The sequence below is a fragment of the Micromonospora sp. ATCC 39149 genome (assembly GCF_000158815.1).
Classification (GTDB): Bacteria; Actinomycetota; Actinomycetes; order Mycobacteriales; family Micromonosporaceae; genus Micromonospora.
In genome coordinates this window covers 3,927,903-3,951,686 of record NZ_GG657738.1, presented here as the reverse complement: position 1 = coordinate 3,951,686, position 23,784 = coordinate 3,927,903, and the positions used below count along the sequence as shown (strand labels likewise).

Here is a 23,784-nt window from a genome sequence, read left to right as displayed (position 1 = left end):
ACAAGTTTCGCGAGAATGGAGGGGCGGGAGAACCGCCCCTGGGCGGGCGGCCCCGGCGCGGTGCGAACGCCGGGGCCGCCCTTTGGGGAGGGATACGTCAGGAGTACGTCCCTGCCCTTTCAGGCGACGATGCGCCTGAAAGCGTTACGGCGTTGTCAGCTTCCTGACAGCCAGGCCCCCGTCTGCGTACCGGGACCGCACAACCTTCTTGTCGAACTTGCCGACGCTGGTCTTCGGCACCGCGTCGATGAACGCCCACCGCTCCGGTAGCTGCCAGCGCGCCACCGCCCCCGCCAGGAAGTCGCGCAGCTCCTCCGCGGTCACCTCGGCGCCCTCCCGGACCACGACCGTGGCCAGCGGGCGCTCGTCCCATCGCTCGTCCGGCACGCCCACCACGCACGCCTCCAGCACGGCCGGGTGGGCCATCAGGGCGTTCTCCAGCTCGACCGAGGAGATCCACTCGCCGCCGGACTTGATCACGTCCTTGGCCCGGTCGGTGAGCGTGAGGTACCCGTCGGGCGACAGCGTGCCGACGTCGCCGGTACGCAGCCAGCCGTCGCGGAACTTCTCCTCGTCCGGGGCGTCGTCGCCGACGTACCGGGCGGTCACCCACGGCCCCCGGACCTCCAGTTCCCCGACGGAGGTCCCGTCGGCGGGCAGCGGCTCGCCCAGCGGGCCGACGACGCGCGCGGCGACCCCGGCCGGGACCCGGCCCTGGGTGTACCGGTAGCGCCAGGCGTCCTCGCCGGTCGCGCCGGCCGGCGGCCGGGACACCGAGCCGAGCGGGGACATCTCGGTCATGCCCCAGGCGTGGATCACGTCGATGTGGTGCCGCTCGTCGAACGCGTGCATGAGGGCGGGCGGGCAGGCCGAGCCGCCGACGATCACCTCCCGGAGCGAGGAGGTGTCGACGTCGTTGTCGTCGAGGTAGGCCAGCAGGTCGTTCCAGATGGACGGCACCGCCCCGGCCAGGGTGGGCCGCTCGGCGGCGATCATCGCGGCGATAGGCGCGGCCTGGAGGAACCGGTCCGGCATGATCAGCGACGCGCCGGAGAGGAACGCCGCGTACGGCAGGCCCCAGGACATGGCGTGGAACATCGGCACGATGGCCAGCTCGCGGTCGGTCGGCCCGAGCCCGAACCCCTCCGGCATGCAGACCTGCAACGAGTGCAGGTAGATCGAGCGGTGCGAGTAGGCCACCCCCCTGGGATTGCCGGTGGTCCCGGAGGTGTAGCAGAGGGCGGCGGCGTCACGCTCGTCCACCTCCGGCCAGTCGAAGACCTCCGGCCGACCGGCCAGCAGGGCGTCCCAGTGGTGTACGGCGATCCGGCCGCCGGCCGCCGCCGTCAGCGGGGCGGGGTCGCCCCCGCCGACGACCACCACATGCCGCACCGTGGTCAGCTCCCCGATGACCCGGGCCAGCAGCGGGATCAGCGTCGAGTCGACCAGCACCACCCGATCCTCGGCGTGGTTGGCGATGTAGGCGACCTGGTCCGGAAAGAGCCGGAGGTTCAGCGTGTGCAGCACCGCGCCCATGCTGGGCACGGCGAAGTACGCCACCAGGTGCTCGTTGTTGTTCCACATGAACGTGGCGACCCGCTCGTCACCGGTCACCCCGCACTCGTCGCGCAGCGCGTGGGCCAGCTGGGCCGCCGTGCGGCCCAGCTCGGCGTAGGACATGCGACGCGGCTCGCCGCCGGTCCAGGTGACCACCTCGGCGGTGCCGTGCACCGTGGCACCGTGTTCGAGGATCCGGGCGACCTGGAGCGGTGCGTCCATCATCGTGCTACGCATAGGTAACAAGCTAGTGTCGGCGGTCACGTGTTGGAAACCCCCGTTAGGTTGTCCGGGTGAGCATCTCTTGGGCCGACTCGTACGTGGGGCAGCTACGCGCCCTCGCCGGTGATCGCACGCTGATGTTCGTCGGTGCCCGCGCGGTGGTCCGTGACAACGCCGGCCGGGTGCTGCTGATCCGGCGCTCCGACAACGGCCAGTGGGCCATGCCGGCCGGCGCGATGGAGCTGGGCGAGTCGATCGCTGACTGCGCGGTGCGCGAGGTGCGCGAGGAGACCGGGCTGCGCGCCCTGCGGGTGGGGGCGTTCGCCCTCTACACCGGCCCGGACCGGATCAACACCAACATGTACGGCCACACCTACCAGGTCTTCACCGTCGCCTTCCGGGTCGAGGACTGGGACGGCGAGCTGGCCCGGGTCACCGACGAGACCACCGACGCGGGCTTCTTCCCCCGCGACCGGTTCCCCGCCCCGCTCTCGGCCTCGGTCACCGAGACCCTCGCCGACCTGGACGTCTTCGAGCAGACCAACCGCCTGATCCTCAAGTAGTCGCGGGAGTTCACAGCATCGTCTGGCTCTTGGCCTCCATCTCGGCGGCGGCCTCGTCCCGCGACTCCTTCGCCAGCGGCTTGCCGCCCGGGGCGGCTGCCTTGCCGCCGAGCGGGTCGGCCCCGCCCGTCGCGCCACGCGGTCCCGCGCCGCGCAGCTTCTCGTCCGGCAGCGCCAGGGTCACCAGCACCGCCACGACGGCGATCAGCCCGGTGGTGAGGAAGACCAGGTGCAGCGACTCCACGAAGGCGGCCTGGATGGCGGCGCGGATCGGGCCGGGCAGGACCAGGATCGTCGCCGGGTCGTTGATCGAGACGTCCGTCCCGCCGCCGGCCACCACCGCCGCCCGCTGCTCCGGCGACAGCTGCGCGATCGCGGCGGGCATCCGGCTCGCGAGCTGGTCGGCGAGCCGGGACGACAGCACCGCCCCGAGGATCGCCACCCCGAAGGCGCCGCCCAGCGACCGGAAGAACGTCGCCGAGGAGGTGCCAGCGCCGAGGTCCCGGGAGTCCACCGCGTTCTGCACGGCGAGGATCAGCGACTGCATGGACAGGCCCAGCCCGACGCCGAGGACCACCAGGTAACCGAACGCCACCCACAGCGACGTGTCGACGGCCAGGCGGGTGAACAGCAGCATCCCGACGAGCAGCACCGCCGAGCCGGCGACCGGGAACCACTTGTACCGGCCGATCCGGCTCATCGCCCGGCCGGTGAGGATCGAGGTGACGATGATGCCGGCCATCATCGGCAGCATCAGCAGGCCGCTGCGGGTCGGCGAGGCGCCCTTGACAATCTGGAGGTACAGGGGGATGAAGATGATCGACCCGAACATCACCAGGCCGAGAACGAAGCCGGCGCTGTTGGCCAGCGCGAAGGTGCGGCTGCGGAACAGCCGCAGGGGCAGGATCGGCTCGGCCACCCGCACCTCCTGGAGCAGGAACAGCCCGCCCAGCACGGCCCCGGCCGCGAACAGTCCAATGATCACGGCGGAGCCCCAGGCGTAGGAGGTGCCGCCCCAGCTCAGCGCGAGCAGCAGGCAGCTCACCCCGGCGACCAGCAGGGCCGCCCCGAGCCAGTCGATCGTGTGCTCCCGCCGCTGGAACGGAATCAGCCGCATGACGTGGTAGCAGACCACGATGGCCAGGATCGCCAGCGGCACGTTGAGGTAGAAGATCCACCGCCAGCTCGTCTCGGCGAAGTACCCGCCGACCAGCGGCCCGGCCACCGACGCGATGCCGAACACCGCCCCGAACAGCCCCTGGTAGCGACCGCGTTCGCGGGGCGACACCACGTCCGAGATGATCGTGAACGCAAGCGTCATCAGACCGCCCGCGCCGAGGCCCTGCACACCCCGGGTCACGATGAGCTGGGTCATGTCCTGCGACAGCCCGGCCAGCAGCGAGCCGAGCAGGAACGTCCCGATCGAGAAGAGGAAGACCGGGCGGCGGCCGTACAGGTCGGCCATCTTGCCGTACAGCGGGGTGGAGGCGGTGGAGGCGAGCAGGTACGCGGTGACCACCCACGAGTAGTGGTCGATGCCGCCCAGCTCGCCGACGATGGTGGGCAGCGCCGTGCCGACGATGGTCTGGTCCAGCGCGGCGAGAAGCATGCCCGTCATCAGGCCGAACATGAGCAGGCGTAGCTGCCGGGGGGTGAGCACCAGGCGGCCGGCTTCTTCGGTGGTCATCCCGCCTTCTTTCCCGCCCCGCGCGGATCATGCGGGCCGGGCGGGAAGGAGGCCGAGCCGGGCGGGCAGAAGCCGGAGCCGTCGGTGGCGGCGGGTTTGAGCCCGCACCCCACGGGGACCCGGGATGGCATGGCAGGAGCAGCAGCGGAAGAGCGCCGGCTCGCCACCGTCGTGGAAAGCTGGCTGGGTCGCCCCGTGCTGGTGATCGGCGACGCCATGCTCGACGAGTGGCGGTTCGCCGAGTCCGACCGACTCTGCCGGGAGGCCCCGGCCCCCGTACTCACCCTGCGCCGGCGCATCTCGGCGGCCGGCGGGGCGGCGAACACCGCCGTGAACGTGGCCGCCCTCGGCGGGCGGGCGGTGCTGGTCGCCCCGGTCGGCGCCGACGTCGCCGGGGACGAGCTGCACGACTGCCTCGACCGGGCCGGGGTCTGGGACCGTACGGTCGCCCAACCCGGCCGGCACACCCCGGTGAAGCGGCGGATGCTCGCCGGCAACCAGATCCTGCTGCGCGAGGACTCCGGCGACCCGGACGACGCGCTCGACACCGACGAGGTGGACCGGCTGCTCACCGCCCTGGAGTGCGCCACCGAGGAACTGCGGGCCGCCTCCGGTGGCGAGGCGCCGACCCTGGTGGTCTGCGACTACGGGCTCGGCGCGCTGCCCGCCCCCGTCCGCGCCTGGCTGGTCGCCGCCCGCGACCGGTACGCCACGATCGCCCTCGACGCGCACGACCTGGCCGACTGGCGGGGGCTCGCGCCGACCGTGGTCACCCCGAGCTTCGCGGAGGCGACCCGGCTGCTCGCCCGCGCCGCCGCGCGTACCGACTCGCACCTGCACCTAGACCACCCGGCGGGCCCAGCAGACGGGCCTTCGGAGCTGAGCGTGGGCACCTCGCCGGGCGCGTCCGGTTCGCCGGCTGCGGGGGCTCCTCCCGCCGCGCCGCCGCCCGGGGTGCCGCTCGACCGGCCCACCGGGATCACCGGCGAGCCGACGCCCGGCGAGGACCGGGTGGCGATGACCGGCGACGGGCTCAGCGTGACCGGGACGGGCGTGACGGTCAACGCGCGGGCCGGCGAGGGGGTGGACCGGGCCGTGCTGGCCGAGTCCCGCCTCGCCGAGCTGCGCGCGCACACCGGAGCGGACGTGGTCGCGGTGACCCTGGACACCGACGGCGCGGTGGTCGGCGGCGCGGACGGCACGCCCCGGCGCAGTCACAGCACCCCCGTCCCGGCGAGCCACGCGGTGGGCGCGGGGGACGCGTACCTGGCCGCGATGACGCTGGCCCTGGCCGCTGACGCGCCCCTGCCGACCGCCGCGCAGCTCGCCCAGCTCGCCGCCACCATCACCGTGTCGGACACCGGCACCTGCGTGTGCCGCCGGGAGGACCTGCTGGGCGCGCTCGGCGCGCGCGGCGGCGACGCCGGGCACCCCGTGCTGGTGGCCCCGGGCGAGCTGTCTGCCATCGTGGAGGCCCAGCGCGGCGCGGGCCGGTCGGTGGTCTTCACCAACGGCTGCTTCGACGTGCTGCACCCGGGACACGTGCGGTACCTGGAGCAGGCGCGGGCCCTCGGCGACCTGCTGGTGGTGGCGGTCAACTCCGACGGCAGCGTGCGCCGGCTGAAGGGGCCGGACCGCCCGGTCAACCCGGTGGAGGACCGGGTCGCCCTGCTGGCCGCCCTGGCCTGCGTGGACCACGTAGTGATCTTCGAGGAGGACTCCCCGGCGGGGCTCATCGAGATCGTCCGCCCCGACGTCTACGTCAAAGGCGGCGACTACCCGCCGGAGATGGTGCCGGAAGCGCCGCTGGTGCGCCGGCTCGGCGGCCAGGTCCGCACCCTCGGGTACGTGCCGGACCGCTCCACCTCCGCGATCATCGACCGCATCCGGGCGCACAGCCAGCCCACCTCGGACCAGCCCACCTCCCAGGGGCCGGACCAGGTGGACTCGCACGCCCGTCCGGCATCGGTGCCGGGCAGGCCGGCGTGAACCGACCGCTCGACCTCGGCGCGGCCGAGGAGTTCCGCCGCCAACGGCAGCTCGACGTGCTGGTCCCGACGCGCAACCGGCCCGCCGAACTCGCGGTCACCCTCGCCGGGCTGGCCGCCCAGGAGGGCGTCACCGGGTTCGGCGTCGTGGTCAGCGACCAGTCCGACGGCGAGCCCGCGTACGCCCATCCGGCCGCCGCGACCATGGTGCGGGCTCTGCGCCACCGGGGCCACCCGGTGCTGCTGACCCGGCGGCTGCCCCGGCGCGGGCTGGCCGAGCACCGGGCGTACCTGCTGGATCGGTCCGCCGCCCGGTACGTGCTCTGCCTCGACGACGACGTCTGGCTGGAGCCGGGGACCCTGCGCCGGCTGGTCACCGCGATCGGCGAGCTGGGCTGCGGCTTCGTCGGCAACGCGGTGCACGGGCTGTCGTACGCCGACGACGTCCGGCCGCAGACCCACCAGCACTACGAGGAGTGGGCGGGCCGGCCGGTGCCGGAGCGGGTCCGCCCCGGCACCCCGCAGTGGCAGCGGGCGGCGATCCACTCGGCGGCGAACCTGCTGCACGTCACCAAGCGGCTGGGCCTGCCAACGGGGGCCTGGCGGGCGTACAAGGTCTCCTGGATCGGTGGGTGCGTGCTGTACGACCGGGCGGCGCTGGTCGACTCGGGCGGCTTCGACTTCTGGCGGCGGGTGCAGCAGAACCATCAGGGCGAGGACGTGGCCGCCCAGCTCGCCGTGCTGGAGCGCCACGGCGGCGCGGGCGTCCTGCCCAGCGGCGCGTACCACCTGGAGTCGCCGACCACGGTCACCGAACGGGACGTGGAGGCGTGGGAGGTCGTCCTCGCCGACTCGCCCGAGCGGGTGTGAGCGCCTCGGGCAGGCGGGATGTGAGAAGGGGACCCTTCTCGACCGTATGCGTCAACAAGGGGCCCTTCCTTACACAGCCAGCAGGTCGTGGGCCGCCTCCACCACCTCGATCGCCGGGACGTCGGCGACGAACGAATCCCCGTGCGGGCACTCGCCGTCGCCGGGGCGGTGCGGGTAGATCCCGGGGGTGCAGTCGACGCCGCACACCGGGCAGCGCACCGTCCAGGAGGCGATCGGGCGGTGCCGGGCGCGCAGCAGGTGCCCGCCGTTGATCAGGTTGCCGATCCAGTAGACCCCCACCGTGGCGGTGCCGACGGCCGCGGCCAGGTGCAGCGGGCCGGTGTCGTTGGAGATCACCAGCGCGCAGCCGGCGTAGCAGGCGGCCAGCCCGCCGAGGCCGAGCGTGCCGACGATCGGGCGCACCGGCACACCGGCCGCCGCTACCACCCGGTCCACCACGCCGCGTTCGGCGGGGGTGCCGGTGACCAGCACCTCGTAGCCGTCGCCGGCCAGGGCGCGGGCGACCTCGGCGAACCGCTCGGACGGCCAGCGCCGCCGAGTGTCGGTGGCCCCCGGGTGCAGCGCCACCCGGGGCCGGGCCGGGGTGCCGAGCACCGCGTCGGCCTCGGCCCGGTCGGCTTCGGTGACAGCCAGGACGGGGACGATGCCTGCGGGGGGCGCGCCGACGAGGCCGACCACCTCCAGGTAGCGCAGCACCTCGTGCTGGTAGTAGACGTAGCGGATCCACCGGTCCAGCGGCGGTGCGTCCTCGGCGCGCAGCCCGGCGGTGACCCGGGCGCCCAGCCCGCTGACGATCGGGTTGGAGTTGCCCCCGCCGCCGTGCAGTTGCACCGCCAGGTCGAAGCGTTCGGCGCGGGCGGCGGCCAGGAAGTCGTCCATGGCGGGCTCCGGCTCGCCGGGGTCGGGCTCCCGAATGCCGGGCGCGGGCGGGACCACCAGCACCCGGTCCACCGGGCCGGGCCGGTCGCGCCAGAGCTTCGCGTGCCACGGCGCGCCGAGCAGCACGATCTCCGCCCCGGGGTACGCGGCGCGCAACGACTGGAGCGCGGGCAGCACGAAGATGAAGTCGCCGAGCGCGTTGGCGCGCAGCACGCCGATCCGCGCGACATCGGGTACGCGCTCGCCCAGCGGGCCGAGCGTTGCCGGGGTGACCACCTGTCGACCCGCTACGGCCGGTCGATCTCGTCGACGGCCGTGTCCGGGTGGTGCAGCTCCCGGTCGGCGGCCGGGTCGGCGGAGGCGGGGCTGCCCGTCCTACCCGCGCCGCCGCCGGTACCCCGGTAGCCGGTGCGGCCGACGGTGATGGTGCGCGGGGTGGGCCGGGCCGCCCGGGGCAGCCGGACCCGGAGCAGGCCGTGGTCCATCACGGCGTCGATGCGGTCGGGGTCCACCCGGGCGGGCAGGTCGACCCGGTACTCGAAACCCCTCGTCTCGAAGCCACCGGGGATACCGTGGTCGGCGTTGACCTCCGCCTCCGAGCGGGCGCGGACGCAGAGTTCCCGGTCGTCCAGCTCGACGGCCACCTCCTCGGGGGCGACGCCGGGCAGCCGGACGACGACCTCCCAGCCGTCGGCGTTCTCGGTCAGCTCCACCTCGGGCGGGCCGGACCGGCCGCCGCCGACGAGTCGGCTCAGCTCGGCGCGCAGCGACTGGAGCTCCCCCATCGGGTCCCAGCTCTGCTGCCGGCCGCGCCCGCTACGACCGTTGGACTGTTCGTTCATCGCGCGTCTCCGATCCGCTGGGTGGCCGCCGGGGGCCGTAGTGAGCTGGGCGCGTCGAGGTTGGCGTCCCGGTCGACGCCGACGCCGAGCCGGTCGACCAGTTCGCCGCCGAGCCAGGCGCTCGCGCCGAGGATGGCCAGCGCCACGACCTCGATGGCGATCAGCGCGCCGCCGGCGGCCCGGGAGTCGGCGTTGAGCCGGACCGCCCAGACGGCGGCGAAGAGGAGGATCACCGCGACGTTGGCGGCGGCGTGGGTGAGGCCCACCCGCTTGGCGCGGGTGCCGGTAGGGATGGCCAGCAGGTCGAACGCGCCGGCCGCCGCGGCCAGCAGGCCGCCGATCAGGCCGATGGTGATGTTCCAGTACGCCACCTCGCCGAGGAAGCTCGGGCCGCCGACGGTGTCGACGACGTCGAAGATCACCGCAGTGACCAGCAGACCGACCGGGAACATCACCAGCATCGGGTGCACGGGGTGCCCGAGCACCTTGAGTCGGCTCTCCATCGCGGCCTCCATTGGTCGGTCCGTGCTCGGTTCCGGGCTGGGCGGGCGTTTCCGGGCTGGGCGTTCCCGATTGGATGGACGTTTCTGGCTCGGCGACCCCGTGGGAGGCCGTACCCGGGACGCCCAATGACAAACCTCGCGGTCGCGGCGCTCGCCTAGGCTCGCACCGACGGGGCCGGGCAGCGACGCCGCAGGCCGCCACCGGGGTCAACGGTTCGGGGGAGGCTGACGTGACGGTGGAGATCACCTCGCACGAGGAGCTGCGCGACCTGCTGGGGGCGCCGATGCCCCGGGCAGCGGTCAAGGAGCGGCAGGTCCTGCACGACCGGGACCGGCAGTGGCTGGCCGCCGCACCGTTCTGCCTGGTCGCCACGGCCGGCGCGGACGGCACCTGCGACGTGTCGCCGAAGGGCGACCCGCCCGGCTTCGCCCTGGTCCTGGGTGACACGACGATCGCGATCCCGGAGCGGCCGGGCAACCGGCGGGCGGACGGCTACCGCAACATCCTGGACAACCCGCACGTCGGGTTGATCTTCCTGATCCCGGGCCGGACGGACACGCTGCGGATCAACGGCCGGGCCCGCCTGGTGCGCGACGCCCCGTTCTTCGACGACCTGGTGGTCCGGGGCCACCGGCCGGTCCTGGCGATCGTCGTGGAGATCGAGCAGATCTTCTACCACTGCGCGAAGGCGTTCCTCCGCTCGGAGTTGTGGCGGCCGGAGACCTGGCAGCCCGACGCGCTGCCGCCCCGGGCCCGACTGATCAAGGAGGTCGAGGCTCCGGCGGAGAGCCTGGCGGATCTGGAGCGCTACTACGGCCCGGAGTACGAGAGCAGGATCTACGGCTGATCCGGCAGGGCGAGGAAACGCTGCCCGAGCAGCTTCTCCAGGAAATCGGTCCACACCCGCTGCGGGGCGCTCGCCAACCCGGCCATGAAGTCGTCGTCGCCGGCCGGGTCGTTGCGGCTCACTGGCGCAGCCGGCGTTCAGGGCGCACCACCGGACATGGTGGTGCCAGCACCACCTCCCCGCGCGGAACATCGGCCCGCGTTCCCGGTAGCGTCGGTGACCGTGCTGATCCGGGAGTTCACCGACACCGACTGGGCGCCGGTGTGGGAAATCGTCGCCGAGGTCGCCCGGGCCGGGGACACCTTCACGTACGACCCGGCGATGACCGCCGCGCAGGCGTACGACGTCTGGGTGGAACGCCCGCCCGGGCGGACCGTCGTGGCGGTCGACGGTGACCGGGTGCTCGGCACGGCCAAGATGGGCACCAACCGGCCAGGACCGGGATCACACGTGGCCACCGCGAGCTTCATGGTGGCGGCCGGCGCCCGGGGGCGCGGGGTCGGCACGGCCCTGTGCCGGGACGCGCTGGACTGGGCGCGCGGGCGCGGCTACGCCGGAATGCAGTTCAACGCGGTGGCCGAGTCCAACCACGCGGCGGTCGAGGTCTACCGGCGGCTCGGGTTCGAGGTCGTCGGGACCGTGCCCGGCGCGTTCGCGCACCCGAGCCTGGGACTGGTCGGCCTGCACGTCATGTATCACGCCTTCTGACTACTCCCGCCAGCCCGCTGGCTACTCCCGCCAGCCCGCTGGGTTGCTGAACGACTCCCGGGAGATGCCCGACCCGGTGCGCGGCCAGTCACCGAACAGCTTGTCGTGCAGGTGGGCGAAGAGGTAGCAGATGCTCTCGCACTCGCCGTCGGGGACCGCCAGGGCGGGGTCGGCGCGCACCGCCTCGTAGAACTCGCGCCCGAGGGCGACGATGTGGCCCCGGGCATAGAGGAAGCCGTCGTCGGAGCCGTCGGTCACCGCGTGGATGTCGGCGCGGTCGAGGTCGTACAGCTTCCGCTCGACCACCCGGTCGAGGGCGGTCAGCTCCTCGCTCGGCAGGTCGGCGGCGAGAGCGCGCAACTGGTCGAGGAACGGGGAGAACCACTCGCCGATGGCGTACGGGTCGACGTCGCCGGCCGCCGGGTCCCGCTCCCGCAGGGCCCGACGCAGCGCCGCCGGCTCGGGGCCCAGCCGCTCCCACGCGGCCTCCACGATGGACCAGAACCGGGCCTCGTCCTCGACGCTGGGCCGCTTCGCGACACCGCCCACTGACACGCTCATGGGCCGGAGGCTAGCGGATGCCCCCGACACCGACGGCGAGTAGTGGCTCGGAGGTCGCGAGCGCGTGCGCGGGAATCGAACGGGAGCGGATTCGGGCGTGGCGGGCCTCCTGGGCTCGACGCCGTCAGCTGGACAGCCGAAGGGTCAGCTCGTCGACGACCTTGCGGGCGATGTCCGGCGGCACCGCAGCCGCGATGGCCTCCGGGGTGAGCCCGGCGGTGGCCAGCGCCTCGGCGAGTCGCTGCGGGGACAGGCCGGCGAGCACCCCGGCGACGATGGCCGGCTCGTCCGTCCAGTCCTTGCCCGACAGGGTGGTGACCCCGCTGGCGACGTCGTCCAGGCGGGCCATCAGGTAGTCGAGCTTGGTGACGATGCTGTTGCTGGCCTTCGCTGGCCCGGTGCCGTCGGGGTCGACGGCGCGGCCCATGCTGTTCCCGCCGTAGAACAGGCCCGTGTAAACCTGGTGGATCTCGTTCTCGGCCTTCTCGCTCATGTCGTCCTCCATGTCCGGGGGGCTGATCAGCCCGATCTCGCTCAGGTAGCGGCGGAACAGCGGGGTCTGGTCCCGGCCCGCCTTGGTCGAGTCGCGGAAGAAGCTGAAGTGGGTGTGCCAGAGATGGGAGCTGTCGCCGGTGCTGCGCTTGCCGAGCCGGTCCCACCTTCTGACCGTCTTCCCGTCGGGGGAATAGATGATTTCCCTGATGTCCCGCGTGTCGGCCGTGCCGGCCACGCACTGCTGTACGAACCACAGCGAGAGCGAACGCAGGTTGTGGGTGCGGCCGGCGGAAGTCACGCTGAAGGTTCCGATGTCCAGGCCGGACGCGTCGAGGGTCAGCCCGGAACTGTCCCGGGTGGACTCCACCACCGAGTAGTCGCCGGGCACCACGCGGTCGGAGCCGCAGTGGTAGCCACCCCGGTGGGAGGCGTCGGCCACGATGCCGACCTCCGCCGGCTCCAGGTCCTGCGGCCGTGAGGTCTCGGGGTCGACGTCCAGGTGGGCCAGCAGCAGGCGTCGGACATCCATCAGGTTCGCCGGAGCCCGGGTCATGGGCACTCCCTTCGGATAGGCGGGAGGCCGAGCCTGGTGACTACTCTAAGTATGCAGATCCTCAATCGACACAAGCCCGACCAAGCAGTGCACAACGTCGGGCAGTCGCCCCAAGGGTAACTAGGTAACAACGCATTCACCAGGGAAAACGTTCCAGTTTCGGATAGCGCGACCACCCCACCCAAGCCCGAAGAATCCTCTCCTATCAGCACGGAGGGTGATCTCCTCGGAGTGGCACTGGCCGCCATGCCGGCGGCATGGCGGTGACTGGGGAGGCGCGGGACGGCATGTCGGCGACATGGCGGTGACTGGGGAGGCGCGGGACGGTATGTCGGCGACATGGCGGTGATCGACCGCTCAAAACCCCGCCACTACGCCGACATCGTCGTCGGTCGAGGCCGCCTGCGCCTCCAGGCGTAAGCGAGGGCGGCCACGCCCACGAGGGCGAGAGCGCCGGCGACGGCCGCGCACATCGAGTTGCCCACCTAGAGGAAGGTCGCGGATGGCTGGTCAGGTGACCGGCCCCGTGCTCAGCCTGCCCGCCGGTGCCGGCTGGTGGCCGCGTCAGCGGATGGCCTTGGCTGTACGGATGGCTGTACAGCGCTCACGCCTCCGGGACGGTCTTGGCGTGCCTGTCGCGCTCGCGAAGCCGCCGCAACCCCCGGCGGTACTGCCCGGGTACGAGCGCTGCGCATCGTCTAGCGCCTGAGCTCAATCGACCGTGATGCCCCGAACACCTGGGGCAGGTGGCCGTCCTGGTTGTGTCTGGTGCCCTCTCGCGACCGCTGCGCGCCACGGCTACCGACCCGTGGGCGGCTGCGTCGTGCTTGATCTAGTGTCGCCGCTGTGAGCGTTGAAGGCTGGTTGGCAGACACCCGCGCCTCCTACGACGTAGTCGCTGTTAGTTATGCAGATCTCCTGCGCAACTTTCTGGATGAAACGCCCTACGAACGAGCGACTCTGGCTTTGTTCGCCGGCTTCGTCCGGGCTGCCGGTGGTGGGCCAGTCGTAGATGTGGGCTGTGGGTCAGGGCGCATCACCGGGCACCTGCATGAGCTCGGTGTTGACGCCTTCGGAATGGACCTGTCGCCCGGGATGATCGAAGTGGCTCGGCGTGATCACCCGGGCCTGAGGTTCGAGGTGGGCTCCATGACCGACCTGAACCTGGCCGAAAGCTCGGTCGCCGGCTTGGTCGCCTGGTACTCGCTGATCCACATCCCCGACGACCAGGTCGGCTCGGTCTTCGCACACTTCCGACGGGTGATGCGTCCCGGTAGCCCGTTACTGCTCAGCTTCCACGTCGGTGACGGATCACGGCTCAAGACTCAGGGCTACGGCGGCCATCCGATGAAGGTCTACGTTCACCGTCGCCAGCCCGTTCAAATGGCGGCATGGCTGCAAGAGGGCGGATTCACGGTCGAGGCACAGATGACCCTCACCTCGGCCGAAAGCTCGCTCGGCGGAATCATCTTTGCGCGCCGCGAGTCCTAAGCGGACGTCCTCGTCGGGCGGTCTGCGGCACAGCGAGCTTGGCCGTGGCGGCGGGTGCCAACGTCAAGGCGGCGCAGCGGATGCTCGGGCACGCCTCGGCGTCGGTGACCCTAAACGTGCACGCGGGCCGGGTGACGACCTGGACGCGGTAGCCAATCGGCTGGATGAAGCGCTCGCGGCGTGGGGCGCGGAGTTCTTTCAGCGCTTGGGTGCGGACGGCGTGGCAGTCCGGGCAGACCGGTTCAATCGCGGTACAGCGGCCGGGGGTCAAGCCCGCCTTGACCCCGTCCGGCCGGACGCCGTGGAGCAGCCAGTTCGCGCACGTCGGCGAGCACGGCATGGCCAACTCGGCGTGGAGCCGGCCGTAGTGCTCGATGCCCCGGGCCCGGACCCGCCACCGATCCCGTCGATCAACTGCCGCCTACTCCATGACGACGGTCGATCCGGGCGCTTCGGCGCCGGCGGCAACGGCTCCAACACCGCCCACCTAGCGCCCCGAAACCTGCTGTTGACATCCCCGTAACCACTGGAGAGGCTGTTAACGCTCACATAAACACCCGCCCGTGCGCCAGAGCCCCCTAGCTCGCGAGCACGATCCTCTCCTTCCCCCAAGGAGCCCACCGATGGCAAAGTCCACCCGCGCCCGTCAGAGATTGGCGGTCGCGCTCGGCATGATCATCGCGCTGCTGGCCGTGTTCGCCCCGCCGGCCGCCGCGCAGTTCATCACGATCAACAACCCGGTCATCCAGCAGCGCGCCGACACTGCGATCTACAAGCACACCGACGGTTACTACTACATGACGGCCTCGGTCCCCGACTACAAGCGGGTCGAACTGCGACGCGCCACGACCCTGCAGGGCCTCGGCAGCGCCGCGACGATCAACGCGTTCACCGCGCCGTCGAGCGGCGCGCTGAGCGGTTGGATCTGGGCGCCGGACATCCAGTTCGTCGACGGCGCCTGGTACATGTACTTCTCGGCGTCGCCCAGCACCGCGCGGTTCAACCAGCGGCTCTACTGGATCCGCAACACCTGCGCCAATCCGATGACCTGCGAATGGAGCGCGCCCCAGCGCTTCAACACCGGCTGGGAGTCCTTCCAGCTCGACCCGGCCTCGTTCGTCAATCGCGGGGTGCGCTACTTCACCTGGGCCCAGGACAGCCCGTCCACCAACTACAACAGCCACATGTACATCGCCCGGATGAACGGCCCCACCGCCATCACCGGCACGGTCACCGAGATCGCGCGCCCGACGTACGCCTGGGAGATGGAAGGCGTCGCGGGCGTGGTGGAAGGGCCATCGCCGCTGGTCAAGAACGGCAAGGTGTTCATCGCCTACTCGGCCTCGGCGACCGACTCCCGGTACAAGCTGGGCCTGGTGTCGGCCGACGACACCGCGGACCTGCTAAATCCGGCCTCCTGGCGCAAGAGCCCGAACCCGGTGTTCCAGACCGCGAACGGGGTCTACGGCCCGGGCCACGGCAGCTTCACCGTGGCCGAGGACAACACCACCGACGTGCTGGTCTACCACGCCCGTGACTACGCCAACCCGACGCCGGACGCGCTCACCGACCCGAACCGGCACACCCGCTTCCAGCAGCTCTACTTCGGCGACAACGGCGACCCGTTCTTCGGCCAGCCGCTGCCGAACGGAATGACCGCGCCCGGCATCCGGGGCCAGTACAGCAACCGCTGCGTCGACAACTACGACTTCGACACCACCCCCGGCGCACTCGTGCGGCTGTACACCTGCAACGGCAACACCGCGCAGGAGTTCGAATTCAACTACAAGGGCACCAGCGGGTACGAGATCCGCAACCGCAACACCGGCACCTGTCTGACCAACATCAACGCCAGCACGGCGCTGAACGCCGACGTCGGCCTGGTCGCCTGCGACAACACGACGGCCCAGCAGTGGCAGATCATCGACAAGGGCAACGGCTGGTTCTCGCTGCGCAACGTCGCCGGCAACATGTGCCTGGACAACTATGACTGGAAGAACGTGAACGGTGCCCGGCTCTCGCTCTACACCTGCAACGGCTTCGCCGTCCAGCTGTGGCGGCGTGGCTGAGGCGGCACCGATGTCGTAGGACTGGAGGTCTGCCTCGCCGCGGCCCGGACCGATCCGCGCTTTCGAAGATCGGTCCGGGCCGCTCCCTGCTCGACGCGGCAAGTTGGCGGCTAGAGCTGCTCTGGCGCGTTGAACGACGCCAGGACCAGCAGTACCGGCGGGCAGGGGCCCGGCAAAGTCGTGATGGTGTCTGGCTTGGGCGGCTTGGCGTAGAAGCGCCGCTGTTGGGGGCAGCAAGACGGACATGGCCGGCTCAGAAGATCATCAAGGTTTCTCTACGCCATGCTGATCGCCGAAGTGAGTCATGCCCGCGACCCTCCTCGGCATCATCTGACGACAGCCGGGGCCCTGATGAGGCAGTCACGGCCCGGGGTGCGGGCTATCTGCGGACCGGAACCACCGGCGGCGCTGTTGTCGACCTCTGGAAACGGCGAAGCCCAGGCCATCTGACCTGGGCTTCCCCACCGAGCCGCCTGACGGAATCGAACCGTCGACCTACGCTCCTCGAACCCTGCGACTCTGGCGTTGTCATCGACTGTCAGCATTCGGCGCTGACCTGCGCAAACGAACGGGCAAAGTGATCATCACTTGTCGCCGCCGGTCAACCGTTCGCAGGGGTTTCGGGGAGTAAACGGGGGGACGGCAGCCAGGCATGGCGCCGGCGTGCTCCTGCCGCCGGGCTCAGGCGCGCAGCCCCGCCGGTCAGCGCATCGACGGCTGCGGCGACGGCCGATGGGGCGGGTAGTCGGTGTAGCCGGTCTCGTCGCCGCCGTAGAACGTGGCTGGGTCGGCCTGGGCCAGAGGCAGGTTTTCCCGGAAGCGGTGGACCAGATCGGGGTTGGCGAGGAACGGTGTGCCGAACGCGACCAGGTCCGCGGCACCGGTTCGCACCGCCGCCTGCGCACGCGAGAGGTCGTAGCCGTTGTTGGCGATGACGGTGCCGTCGTAGTTGTCCCGCAGTGCGCGGTAGTCCAGGGCGGTGGCCTTGGTCGCCATGCCTCCTTCGAGGATGTGGACGTAGGCCAGGGCGCGCAGGCTGAGCCGCTGGAGGAAGTACGCGAAGTGGGCTTGGGGGTTGGAGTCCGTCATCGTGTTGAAGCTGTTCTCCGGGGTGAGGCGCACACCCACCCGGCCTGCCGGCCACACGTCACAGACCACGTCGAGGATCTCGCCGAGGAACCGCATGCGGTTGGCGGCGGTTCCGCCGTAGCCGTCGGTGCGCTGGTTGGTGCCGTCCCGGAGGAACTGGTCGATGAGGTATCCGTTGCCGGCGTGGACCTCCACGCCGTCGAAGCCCGCCGTGCGCGCCAGCTCGGCCGCCTGTCGGTACTGGCCGGCGACGCCCGGGATCTCAGCGACGTCCAGCGCCCTCGGGACCAGGAAGTCGCGCATGCCGTCGTAGGTGACCGCCTGCCCATCCGGCCGGATCGCCGACGGGGCGACGGGGGTGGCGCCGTCCAGCAGGCTGGGGTGGGAGATCCGGCCGCAGTGCTGCAACTGCACGAAGATCCGGGCGCCTTCGGTGTGCACCGCCTCGGTCAGCGCCCGCCAGCTCTCCGCCTGGGCATGGCTGTGCAGGCCGGGGGTGAGGGGATATCCGACGGCGGAGGGCGAGACGGTGGTGGACTCGGCGATGATCAGGCCGGCGGTGGCCCGCTGCCGGTAGTGCTCGACCATCATCGGCGTGACGTGCCCGTGGCGGTCGGCGCGGTTGCGGGTCATCGGGGCCATGACCAGGCGGTTGGACAACGAGAGGTCGCCCAGCGGAAACGGTGCGAACAGGTCAGCGGGCATGCGGGAGCTCCGGGGTACGCGAACGTCGTAGGACGGGCGTCCTAGACGAGGCGTGACGCTAGGGCGACTGCCCTAGCGTTGTCAACCGCCTTGACGGACGTAGGACGCCTGACCTAGAGTTCGCGTTCCAGGTCAGGCGTCCTACAACGAGGAGGGCCGGGATGACAGCCATCGCGACCCGTGAGCAGATTGTGCGGGCGGCCGACCGGCTGTTCTACGAGCGCGGCTTCGAGCACACCTCGTTCGCCGACATCGCCGCCGCAGTCGGCCTGTCGCGGGGCAACTTCTACTACCACTTCAAGTCCAAGGCTGCGATCCTCGACGCCGTGATCGCGGCACGGCTCGACGAGCGTCGAGGCTGGCTGGCCCGGTGGGAGGCCGAGGAGCCGGACCCGGCCGCGCGAATCCTGCGGTTCATCGAGATCGTGCACGTCAACCGGGCAGACATCCAGGCTCACGGCTGTCCGCTCGGGACGATGACCACCGAGCTGGCGAAACTCGAGCACACGATGCTCATGCAGGCCGGGGAGCTGCTCACCCTGTTCCGGGACTGGCTCACCGAGCAGTTCAGGCTTCTCGGGCACGCCGAGCGATCCGAGGACTTGGCGATGCACGTGCTCACCTTCAGCCAAGGAGTGGCGGTGCTAGCCAACCTCTACCGCGACGAGAACTACATCCGCCGGGAAGTCGACCAGATGCGCGCGTGGCTGCACGCGCTACAACCCACCACGTGAGGGATCACATGTACGTTGTCCTGCTCCGGTTTTCCGACAACAAGGCCGCCGCTCCGCAGCACATGGCCGGCCACAACGCCTGGATCCAGCAGGGACTCGACGACGGGGTGTTCCTGCTCGTCGGCGGCATCGCCCCAGGGCAGGGCGGCGCGGTCCTGGCCCACAACACCACGCCCGCGGACCTGGAGGTCCGGGTGAAGGCCGACCCGTTCGTCGCCGAGAACGTGGTCACCGCCGAGATCATCGAGATCACCCCCGGCGCTGCCGATGAACGGCTGGCCTTCCTGCTCCCCTGAGCAGCGCCACCCCACGTTCGTGCCCACGGCGGCAAACCGGCCTCAACCGGATGGCACTGTCATGCGCATCAGGTCAAGACGATCCTCCGAACCGACCGGACCGGGCTGGACCGGCACCGCCGCCCAGGCTTCCAGCGCGGCCTTGAGTGCGGGCAGGTGCGCAAACAGCGTCGCGCTCCGACATCCTCGAACAGCTTGGGCAGGTCCCGAGATCACTGCTTCTGCGCCTCAAGATCGCGGGAAGCGCCGGGCCAGGTAACCCCTGCACCCCCGCTGGCAGGTGTGCTGAACCTGATCGCCGGTAGGCGTTTCTGGGGGTTTTCGGGGGGCGATGCGAAACACATCGATGAACAGGGGCCCTGACCAGCGCTGATGCTGGTCAGGGCCTCACCTTGAGCCGCCTGACGGAATCGAACCGTCGACCTACGCATTACGAGTGCGTCGCTCTAGCCGACTGAGCTAAGGCGGCGACGATCGTTAAGTGTACGGCACACCCCCGCCGCCGCCACAGCGGGATGTCTTGCGGCGACCCCGGGGCCACGAGGTGCCGCCCCGCCAACCGGGCATCCGGCCCGTCCCTGCTCGCACCCGACAGCAAATCGGCCCCGTCCGGACTACGCTGCGGCGGGTGACCGACGATCGCACCCCCGTCGACGGCCCGGCCCCCATCGATGATCCCGACGAAGACCGCGCCTTCGCCCGGACGTCCCGCCGCCCGCGCAGCACGGACCCGCTGGAGCTGGGCTTCACCCCGCGCAAGCCCGTGCCGTGGCTAGCGCCGCTGCTGCTGATCAGCACCGGCCTGCGTACGCTGCTGGCGGCGCTGTTCGGGGCGTACCTCGACAAGCGGGAGTTGCAGAACGCGTTCGGCGACGGGGTCTTCCGCCAGGTCGGGCCGGACGGCGGGCTGTGGCTGGACTACGTGGCCGACCTGGGCGACGGCTTCAACGCCACGTACTCGGTCGCGTACCTGCTCGCCCAGCCTGAGCTGGCGGTCGACGGGCACCGGCTGCCCCGGGCGCAGACCCTGGTGATGGGCGGCGACCAGGTCTACCCGTCGGCGTCGTACTCCGCGTACGAGGACCGGTGCAAGGGTCCGTACCAGGCCGCGCTGCCGGTCACGCCGCCCGAGCGGCCCACCCTGTTCGCGGTCCCCGGCAACCACGACTGGTACGACGGGCTGACCGCCTTCCTGCGGCTGTTCGTCCGCTCCCGGGACCGGCACTTCGGCGGCTGGGGCACCGGCCAGTCCCGCTCGTACTTCGCCGTCGAGCTGCCCGCCGACTGGTGGCTGCTCGGCCTCGACGACCAGTCCGGCTCGTACCTGGACGACCCGCAGCTCACCTACTTCGACGCCGTCGCGAAGCGGCTGGGGCCGCGCAGCCGGGTGATCCTGGCCGTGCCGGCACCGACGTGGGTCAAGGCCGCCGACCATCCCACGGCGTACGACTCGATCGACTACTTCCTGCGGACCATCGTCGCGCCGACCGGGGCGCGGGTGCGGCTGCTGATCTCCGGCGACCTGCACCACTACGCCCGGTACTCCGGCCCGGACCGGCAGCTCATCACCTGCGGCAGCGGCGGGGCGTACCTGTACCCGACCCACCACCTGCCGGAGCGGATCGAGGTGCCACCGAAGGACACCCTGTCCCGGCGGGCCAGCCGCAGCCTCCCGTACGACCTCGCGGCCAGCTTCCCCGACCGGGCCCGCTCCCGCCGGTACGGCTGGGGGGTCTTCGCCCGGCTGCCGAGACGCAACCCGGGGTTCGGCACCCTGCTGGGCACCGTGCACACCCTGCTCATGTTGGCCATGGCCGGGGTGGCGACGGGCCGGGCCGGCGGCACCGAGCAACGGCTGCTGAGCGTCCCGCTGGTGGCGATGCTGGTGGTGACGATGCTAGGTGCGGTCTTCTTCGCGAAGCCGCCGAGCGCCAGCGGCAAGCGGCACGTGCGGCACTGGATCCTCGGAGTCATACATGGGGTGGCGCAGGTGGCGCTCGCCGCCGCCGGCACCTGGGCCTGGCTGGCGGTGCCCCTGCACGACTGGCCCTGGCCGCTGCCGGTGGCCGCCGCGGCGGTGGTGTACGGCCCGCTGATCGGTCTCCTCGCCAGCGAACTGGTGGCGGCGTACCTGCTGGTCGCCGGGGCGTTCGGGGTGAACGTCAACGAACTGTTCGCCGGCCAGGGCATCGAGGACGCCAAGGCGTTCCTGCGGATGCGCATCGACCCGGACGGCACGTTGACCGTCTACCCGATCGCGGTGGACCGGGTCGCCCGCGACTGGCGGCTGAACCCCGACCGATCGCCGACCGCCTCCTGGCTGACCCCGAAGGACCCGCTGACCCCGCGGCTGGCCGAGCCGCCCGTCGTGCTGGAGCCCTGACCGCCTCAGCCGGTGTAGTGCTGGTCGTGGGCCTGGCGAGGGGCGCAGACGGCGGCCCGGCTGCACGAGCAGCGGGAGCCGTCGGCGTCCAGGCGGACGGTCACCGCGTCTCTCGGAACGCTGTGGCCGACCACGCGGCCCTCCCCTTCCGGCGTCGTGACGCGGGCACCGATGGCCGGGGCGGACTCCTGGAACCTGGCGTACAGCGGATGTTCGTACTTCAGGCAGCACATCAGCCGGCCGCAGGCCCCGGAGATGCGCAGCGGGTTGAGCGGCAGGTCCTGGTCCTTGGCCATCCGGATCGTCACCGGCTCGAAGTCGGTGAGAAAGGTGGCGCAGCACAGGTCGCGCCCGCAGGAGCCGATGCCGCCCTGGACCCGCGCGGAGTCCCGGGCGGAGAGCTGGCGCAGCTCGACCCGGCAGTGCAGGGTGGCCCCCAGGTCGCGGACGAGGGACCGGAAGTCGACCCGGTGCGGGGCGGTGAAGTAGACCGTGGTGCGGTCCCCGCCGCCGTCGGCGGTGGCGAGCACGTGGTCGACTGCGACCACCTTCATCGGCAGGCCGTGCTCGCGGATCAGCCGCTTCGCGGCCACCTTCGCCTCGGCCTTGCGCCGCCGCAGCAGCTCGTCGCGGCGCAGGTCGTCGTCGCCGGCCAGGCCGGCGAGCCGGGGGAAGCCGTCGGTGTCCTCGCTGACCCACTGCGCGGCCCAGACGCACTCCGCGACCTCGGGACCGTCGTCGGTGGGGACCAGCACCCGGTCGCCCACCTGCGGCCGGAACTCGCCCGGGTCGAGGTAGTAGAGACGCCCGTACCGGTTGAAGCTGACCGCGCAGAGCATGCCCATGCCATCACCCTACGACGCGGTGACGCCCGACACCCACCCGCACGTCACCGCCGGTCATCGGACCCGCAGCGGCGAGTCGTGGTACGCGACGCCGGCCGTCGACCCGCGCCAGGTCGTCTCCGCGAGGCTCGGCGACCACTGGCGCAGCAGCGTCTCCGCCCCGTCGTACGCCACCCCGAGCACGGCCAGCACCCGGTGGGCGATGTCGGCCGCCGCGAGCAGCCCCGCCACGCCGGGCTCGGCTCCCGGGGCGGTGGCGGCGTGCACCCGGACCGCCTCGGCGGAGCCGAGCACGTCGGCGAGCGCGCGGGCCAGCGCGAGGCGGCTGCCCTCTATCCAGTCGGCGAGAGCGTCCGCGTACCCGGCCGTGGCCTCCAGCCGGCCCACCAGGCTCTCCGGGCCCTCGTCGAGGTGGCGCAGCAGCGCCGAGCGCGCCTGGTCGTACGCCGAGGCGGCCGGCCCGGACCAGGCGGCGGGGTCGGTGAGGGTGCGGCACACCTCGTCGTACCCCCGGACGAGCCCGCGCACCGCGTGGCCGGCGCCGGTCAGCGGGGCCGGGTGCAGGTCGAGGAAGCCCCGCAGTGCGTCGCCGGGGAGCACCTGCATGCGGCGCAGCAGCGGCCAGAGCCGGTGCCCCTCGGGCGCTCCGCCGGCGAGCAGCGTGTCGACCCGGCCAAGCAGGTCCAGCCCCGGCTCGGCGAGGCGGTCCAGGGCGTCCATCAGACCTCCCGGCCCAGCCGGCGGCGGACGGCGTCGTCCACCCCCGCGTACCGGTCGGCGGCGCTGCGCACGGCGGACGCGGCGGCGGTGAGCCGGGTCGCGGCGACGGCCGCCTCCCGGGCCCGGTCGCCGGTGGCGTCGGTCCACCGCCGGTGCAGCGCCCGGCCGATCTCGCCGGGGCGGCCCGGGACGTGCGCGCCGAACGCCGGGTGCGGCGGGTCGGTGGCGGTGACGGCGCGGGCGAGCGCCTCCAGGGTGGCGCTGGCCTCGTCCAGCCGGGCGGCGAGGGCGCGCAGCTCGTCCACGTCAGGCTCCCGCGAGCGGCCGGTACGCGGCGAAGGTCTCGTTGTGCAGCTTCTCCCGGGCCCACTGGGCAGCGTCGGCGGCGGCGGCCACGGCGGCGCGCACGGAGGCGGCGACGTCCCGGTGGTGGCGTTGGTGCAGCGGGCCGAGGAAGCGCACGTCGGTGATCCGGCCGCCGGCGGTGACCACCACCTCGACCAGCCCGTCCGGGGAACGCACGGTGACCTCCACGGTCGCCACCGCCTGGTCGAACTCGGCCTGCAACGCCTCGATGCGGCGGTAGCGCCGCACCGCCTCCTCGATCCAGGCCTCGTCGATCTCCCCCCGAGGCATCGCGGACTCCTCCCGGCAGCGCACTCACTGAGTGTGCCGCCACGGTCACCACGGCATCACCGGACCGTACCGCACACCAATCGGACCTGTCGATGGCCTGTGGACGGAGCAGGGGTCGGCGGTCAGCCCTTCCAGAGGGACAGCATCATCGCCTCCACCGCGATGCGCGGCTTGACGTTGGCCTCGATGGCGGCCCGGCACTCCAGCACGGCCTCCAGCCGGCGCAGCGCCCCCTCGGCGTGCCACTTCTGCGCGCCCGCCTCGGCCAGCGCGGCGGTGTCGGTGTGCACCGGGGCGACCGGCGCGCGCAGCGCCGCGATCAGCGCGTCGCGGTAGAAGCCGGCGAGGTCGACCAGGGCCCGGTCCAGGGCGTCCCGCTGGGCCCGGGTGGCCCGCGACTTCTGCCGCTTCTCCAGGTCCTTGAGCTGCCCTTGGGCACCGCGCATCGCGCCGGCCGCACCCCGGCCGGTGCCGCCCGCGCCGAGCGCCGTCTGCAACGCGGCCCGTCCGCCTCGTCGA

General features: G+C 72.0%; 23 protein-coding genes, 1 tRNA gene and 1 pseudogene. 10 read left to right on the top strand and 15 right to left on the bottom strand.

Features of this window, described 5'->3' with window-relative positions; genetic code table 11:
- Positions 1-144 precede the first annotated feature (144 nt).
- On the bottom strand, positions 145-1,779 hold the full coding sequence (locus MCAG_RS16925) for a fatty acid--CoA ligase (protein ID WP_198141748.1): 1,635 nt from the start codon (positions 1,777-1,779) through the stop codon (positions 145-147).
- A gap of 71 nt (positions 1,780-1,850) precedes the next feature.
- Here MCAG_RS16925 and MCAG_RS16920 point away from each other — a divergent pair, with 71 nt between their 5' ends.
- Positions 1,851-2,342: an NUDIX domain-containing protein gene (locus tag MCAG_RS16920; RefSeq protein WP_007074205.1), complete on the top strand. Its 492-nt coding sequence runs from the start codon at positions 1,851-1,853 to the stop codon at positions 2,340-2,342.
- Positions 2,343-2,352: 10 nt separating this feature from the next.
- On the opposite strand, the gene MCAG_RS16915 is transcribed toward MCAG_RS16920, so the two are convergent.
- Positions 2,353-4,029, bottom strand: coding sequence for an MDR family MFS transporter (locus MCAG_RS16915; protein WP_007074204.1), 1,677 nt, complete (start codon positions 4,027-4,029; stop codon positions 2,353-2,355).
- A gap of 129 nt (positions 4,030-4,158) precedes the next feature.
- On the opposite strand from MCAG_RS16915, the gene rfaE2 reads away from it, so the two are divergent.
- Together rfaE2 and MCAG_RS16905 are read left to right on the top strand one after the other, a co-directional pair.
- Positions 4,159-6,018 carry a D-glycero-beta-D-manno-heptose 1-phosphate adenylyltransferase gene (gene rfaE2 / locus MCAG_RS16910; RefSeq protein WP_007074203.1) on the top strand — a complete coding sequence of 620 codons (1,860 nt, stop codon included), beginning with the start codon at positions 4,159-4,161 and terminating at the stop codon, positions 6,016-6,018.
- On the top strand, positions 6,015-6,887 hold the full coding sequence (locus tag MCAG_RS16905; RefSeq protein ID WP_007074202.1) for a glycosyltransferase family 2 protein: 873 nt from the start codon (positions 6,015-6,017) through the stop codon (positions 6,885-6,887). The genes rfaE2 and MCAG_RS16905 overlap by 4 nt, the downstream gene beginning before the upstream one ends.
- 69 nt (positions 6,888-6,956) lie before the next feature.
- Here MCAG_RS16905 and MCAG_RS16900 read toward each other — a convergent pair whose 3' ends face one another.
- The 3 genes from MCAG_RS16900 to MCAG_RS16890 are packed head-to-tail and all read right to left on the bottom strand — an operon-like array spanning position 6,957 to position 9,132.
- Complete coding sequence (locus tag MCAG_RS16900; protein ID WP_007074201.1) at positions 6,957-8,063, bottom strand: glycosyltransferase family 9 protein; 1,107 nt, start codon at positions 8,061-8,063, stop codon at positions 6,957-6,959.
- 11 nt (positions 8,064-8,074) lie between these two features.
- Entirely contained in the window at positions 8,075-8,629 is a 555-nt protein-coding gene (locus MCAG_RS16895; RefSeq protein ID WP_007074200.1) for an Hsp20/alpha crystallin family protein, read from the bottom strand.
- Complete coding sequence (locus tag MCAG_RS16890) at positions 8,626-9,132, bottom strand: DUF2231 domain-containing protein (protein WP_007074199.1); 507 nt, start codon at positions 9,130-9,132, stop codon at positions 8,626-8,628. The genes MCAG_RS16895 and MCAG_RS16890 overlap by 4 nt, the downstream gene beginning before the upstream one ends.
- Before the next feature lie 230 nt (positions 9,133-9,362).
- Here MCAG_RS16890 and MCAG_RS16885 point away from each other — a divergent pair, with 230 nt between their 5' ends.
- On the top strand, positions 9,363-9,980 hold the full coding sequence (locus MCAG_RS16885; protein ID WP_007074198.1) for a pyridoxamine 5'-phosphate oxidase family protein: 618 nt from the start codon (positions 9,363-9,365) through the stop codon (positions 9,978-9,980).
- On the opposite strand, the gene MCAG_RS35745 is transcribed toward MCAG_RS16885, so the two are convergent.
- On the bottom strand, positions 9,971-10,102 hold the full coding sequence (locus tag MCAG_RS35745) for a hypothetical protein (protein WP_255348995.1): 132 nt from the start codon (positions 10,100-10,102) through the stop codon (positions 9,971-9,973). The two genes, MCAG_RS16885 and MCAG_RS35745, sit on opposite strands and share 10 nt — an antisense overlap.
- Positions 10,103-10,202: 100 nt before the next feature.
- Between MCAG_RS35745 and MCAG_RS16880 the strand changes: the two genes are divergently transcribed.
- Complete coding sequence (locus MCAG_RS16880; RefSeq protein ID WP_036377319.1) at positions 10,203-10,688, top strand: GNAT family N-acetyltransferase; 486 nt, start codon at positions 10,203-10,205, stop codon at positions 10,686-10,688.
- Positions 10,689-10,709: 21 nt separating this feature from the next.
- On the opposite strand, the gene MCAG_RS16875 is transcribed toward MCAG_RS16880, so the two are convergent.
- Positions 10,710-11,249, bottom strand: a complete 540-nt coding sequence (locus tag MCAG_RS16875; protein ID WP_036373811.1) for a DUF4240 domain-containing protein — start codon at positions 11,247-11,249, stop codon at positions 10,710-10,712.
- A 124-nt stretch (positions 11,250-11,373) separates the two neighbouring features.
- Positions 11,374-12,297: a hypothetical protein gene (locus MCAG_RS16870; RefSeq protein WP_036373808.1), complete on the bottom strand. Its 924-nt coding sequence runs from the start codon at positions 12,295-12,297 to the stop codon at positions 11,374-11,376.
- Between the two features lie 846 nt (positions 12,298-13,143).
- Here MCAG_RS16870 and MCAG_RS16865 point away from each other — a divergent pair.
- Together MCAG_RS16865 and MCAG_RS16860 are read left to right on the top strand one after the other, a co-directional pair.
- Entirely contained in the window at positions 13,144-13,788 is a 645-nt protein-coding gene (locus MCAG_RS16865) for a class I SAM-dependent methyltransferase (protein WP_007074194.1), read from the top strand.
- A 623-nt stretch (positions 13,789-14,411) separates the two neighbouring features.
- Positions 14,412-15,857 (top strand): family 43 glycosylhydrolase, encoded by a 1,446-nt coding sequence (locus MCAG_RS16860; protein WP_036373805.1) that lies wholly within the window; start codon positions 14,412-14,414, stop codon positions 15,855-15,857.
- A gap of 702 nt (positions 15,858-16,559) precedes the next feature.
- Here MCAG_RS16860 and MCAG_RS16855 read toward each other — a convergent pair.
- The gene (locus MCAG_RS16855) at positions 16,560-17,651 is read right to left on the bottom strand and encodes an alkene reductase (protein ID WP_007074191.1); all 1,092 of its coding nucleotides are present in this window, start codon (positions 17,649-17,651) and stop codon (positions 16,560-16,562) included.
- A 161-nt stretch (positions 17,652-17,812) separates the two neighbouring features.
- Here MCAG_RS16855 and MCAG_RS16850 point away from each other — a divergent pair, with 161 nt between their 5' ends.
- Entirely contained in the window at positions 17,813-18,385 is a 573-nt protein-coding gene (locus MCAG_RS16850) for a TetR/AcrR family transcriptional regulator (RefSeq protein ID WP_007074190.1), read from the top strand.
- Positions 18,382-18,681: a YciI family protein gene (locus MCAG_RS16845; protein ID WP_232290198.1), complete on the top strand. Its 300-nt coding sequence runs from the start codon at positions 18,382-18,384 to the stop codon at positions 18,679-18,681. Before MCAG_RS16850 ends, MCAG_RS16845 begins: the two co-directional genes overlap by 4 nt.
- 395 nt (positions 18,682-19,076) lie before the next feature.
- Here the strand turns inward: MCAG_RS16845 and MCAG_RS16840 are convergent.
- Positions 19,077-19,150: transfer RNA gene (locus MCAG_RS16840), tRNA-Thr, on the bottom strand.
- 159 nt (positions 19,151-19,309) lie between these two features.
- Between MCAG_RS16840 and MCAG_RS16835 the strand changes: the two genes are divergently transcribed.
- On the top strand, positions 19,310-21,064 hold the full coding sequence (locus MCAG_RS16835; RefSeq protein WP_036373802.1) for a metallophosphoesterase: 1,755 nt from the start codon (positions 19,310-19,312) through the stop codon (positions 21,062-21,064).
- 5 nt (positions 21,065-21,069) lie between these two features.
- On the opposite strand, the gene MCAG_RS16830 is transcribed toward MCAG_RS16835, so the two are convergent.
- The 5 genes and pseudogenes from MCAG_RS16830 to MCAG_RS16810 all read right to left on the bottom strand — a co-directional run.
- Complete coding sequence (locus tag MCAG_RS16830; protein ID WP_007074187.1) at positions 21,070-21,909, bottom strand: regulatory iron-sulfur-containing complex subunit RicT; 840 nt, start codon at positions 21,907-21,909, stop codon at positions 21,070-21,072.
- 54 nt (positions 21,910-21,963) lie between these two features.
- Positions 21,964-22,629, bottom strand: a complete 666-nt coding sequence (locus tag MCAG_RS16825; RefSeq protein WP_007074186.1) for a hypothetical protein — start codon at positions 22,627-22,629, stop codon at positions 21,964-21,966.
- Positions 22,629-22,934, bottom strand: a complete 306-nt coding sequence (locus tag MCAG_RS16820; protein ID WP_007074185.1) for a hypothetical protein — start codon at positions 22,932-22,934, stop codon at positions 22,629-22,631. The genes MCAG_RS16825 and MCAG_RS16820 overlap by 1 nt, the downstream gene beginning before the upstream one ends.
- A 1-nt stretch (position 22,935) precedes the next feature.
- Positions 22,936-23,265, bottom strand: a complete 330-nt coding sequence (locus MCAG_RS16815; RefSeq protein WP_007074184.1) for a YbaB/EbfC family nucleoid-associated protein — start codon at positions 23,263-23,265, stop codon at positions 22,936-22,938.
- A 122-nt stretch (positions 23,266-23,387) separates the two neighbouring features.
- Positions 23,388-23,784 (bottom strand): annotated as a pseudogene (locus tag MCAG_RS16810) (DNA polymerase III subunit delta'); the annotation flags it as partial.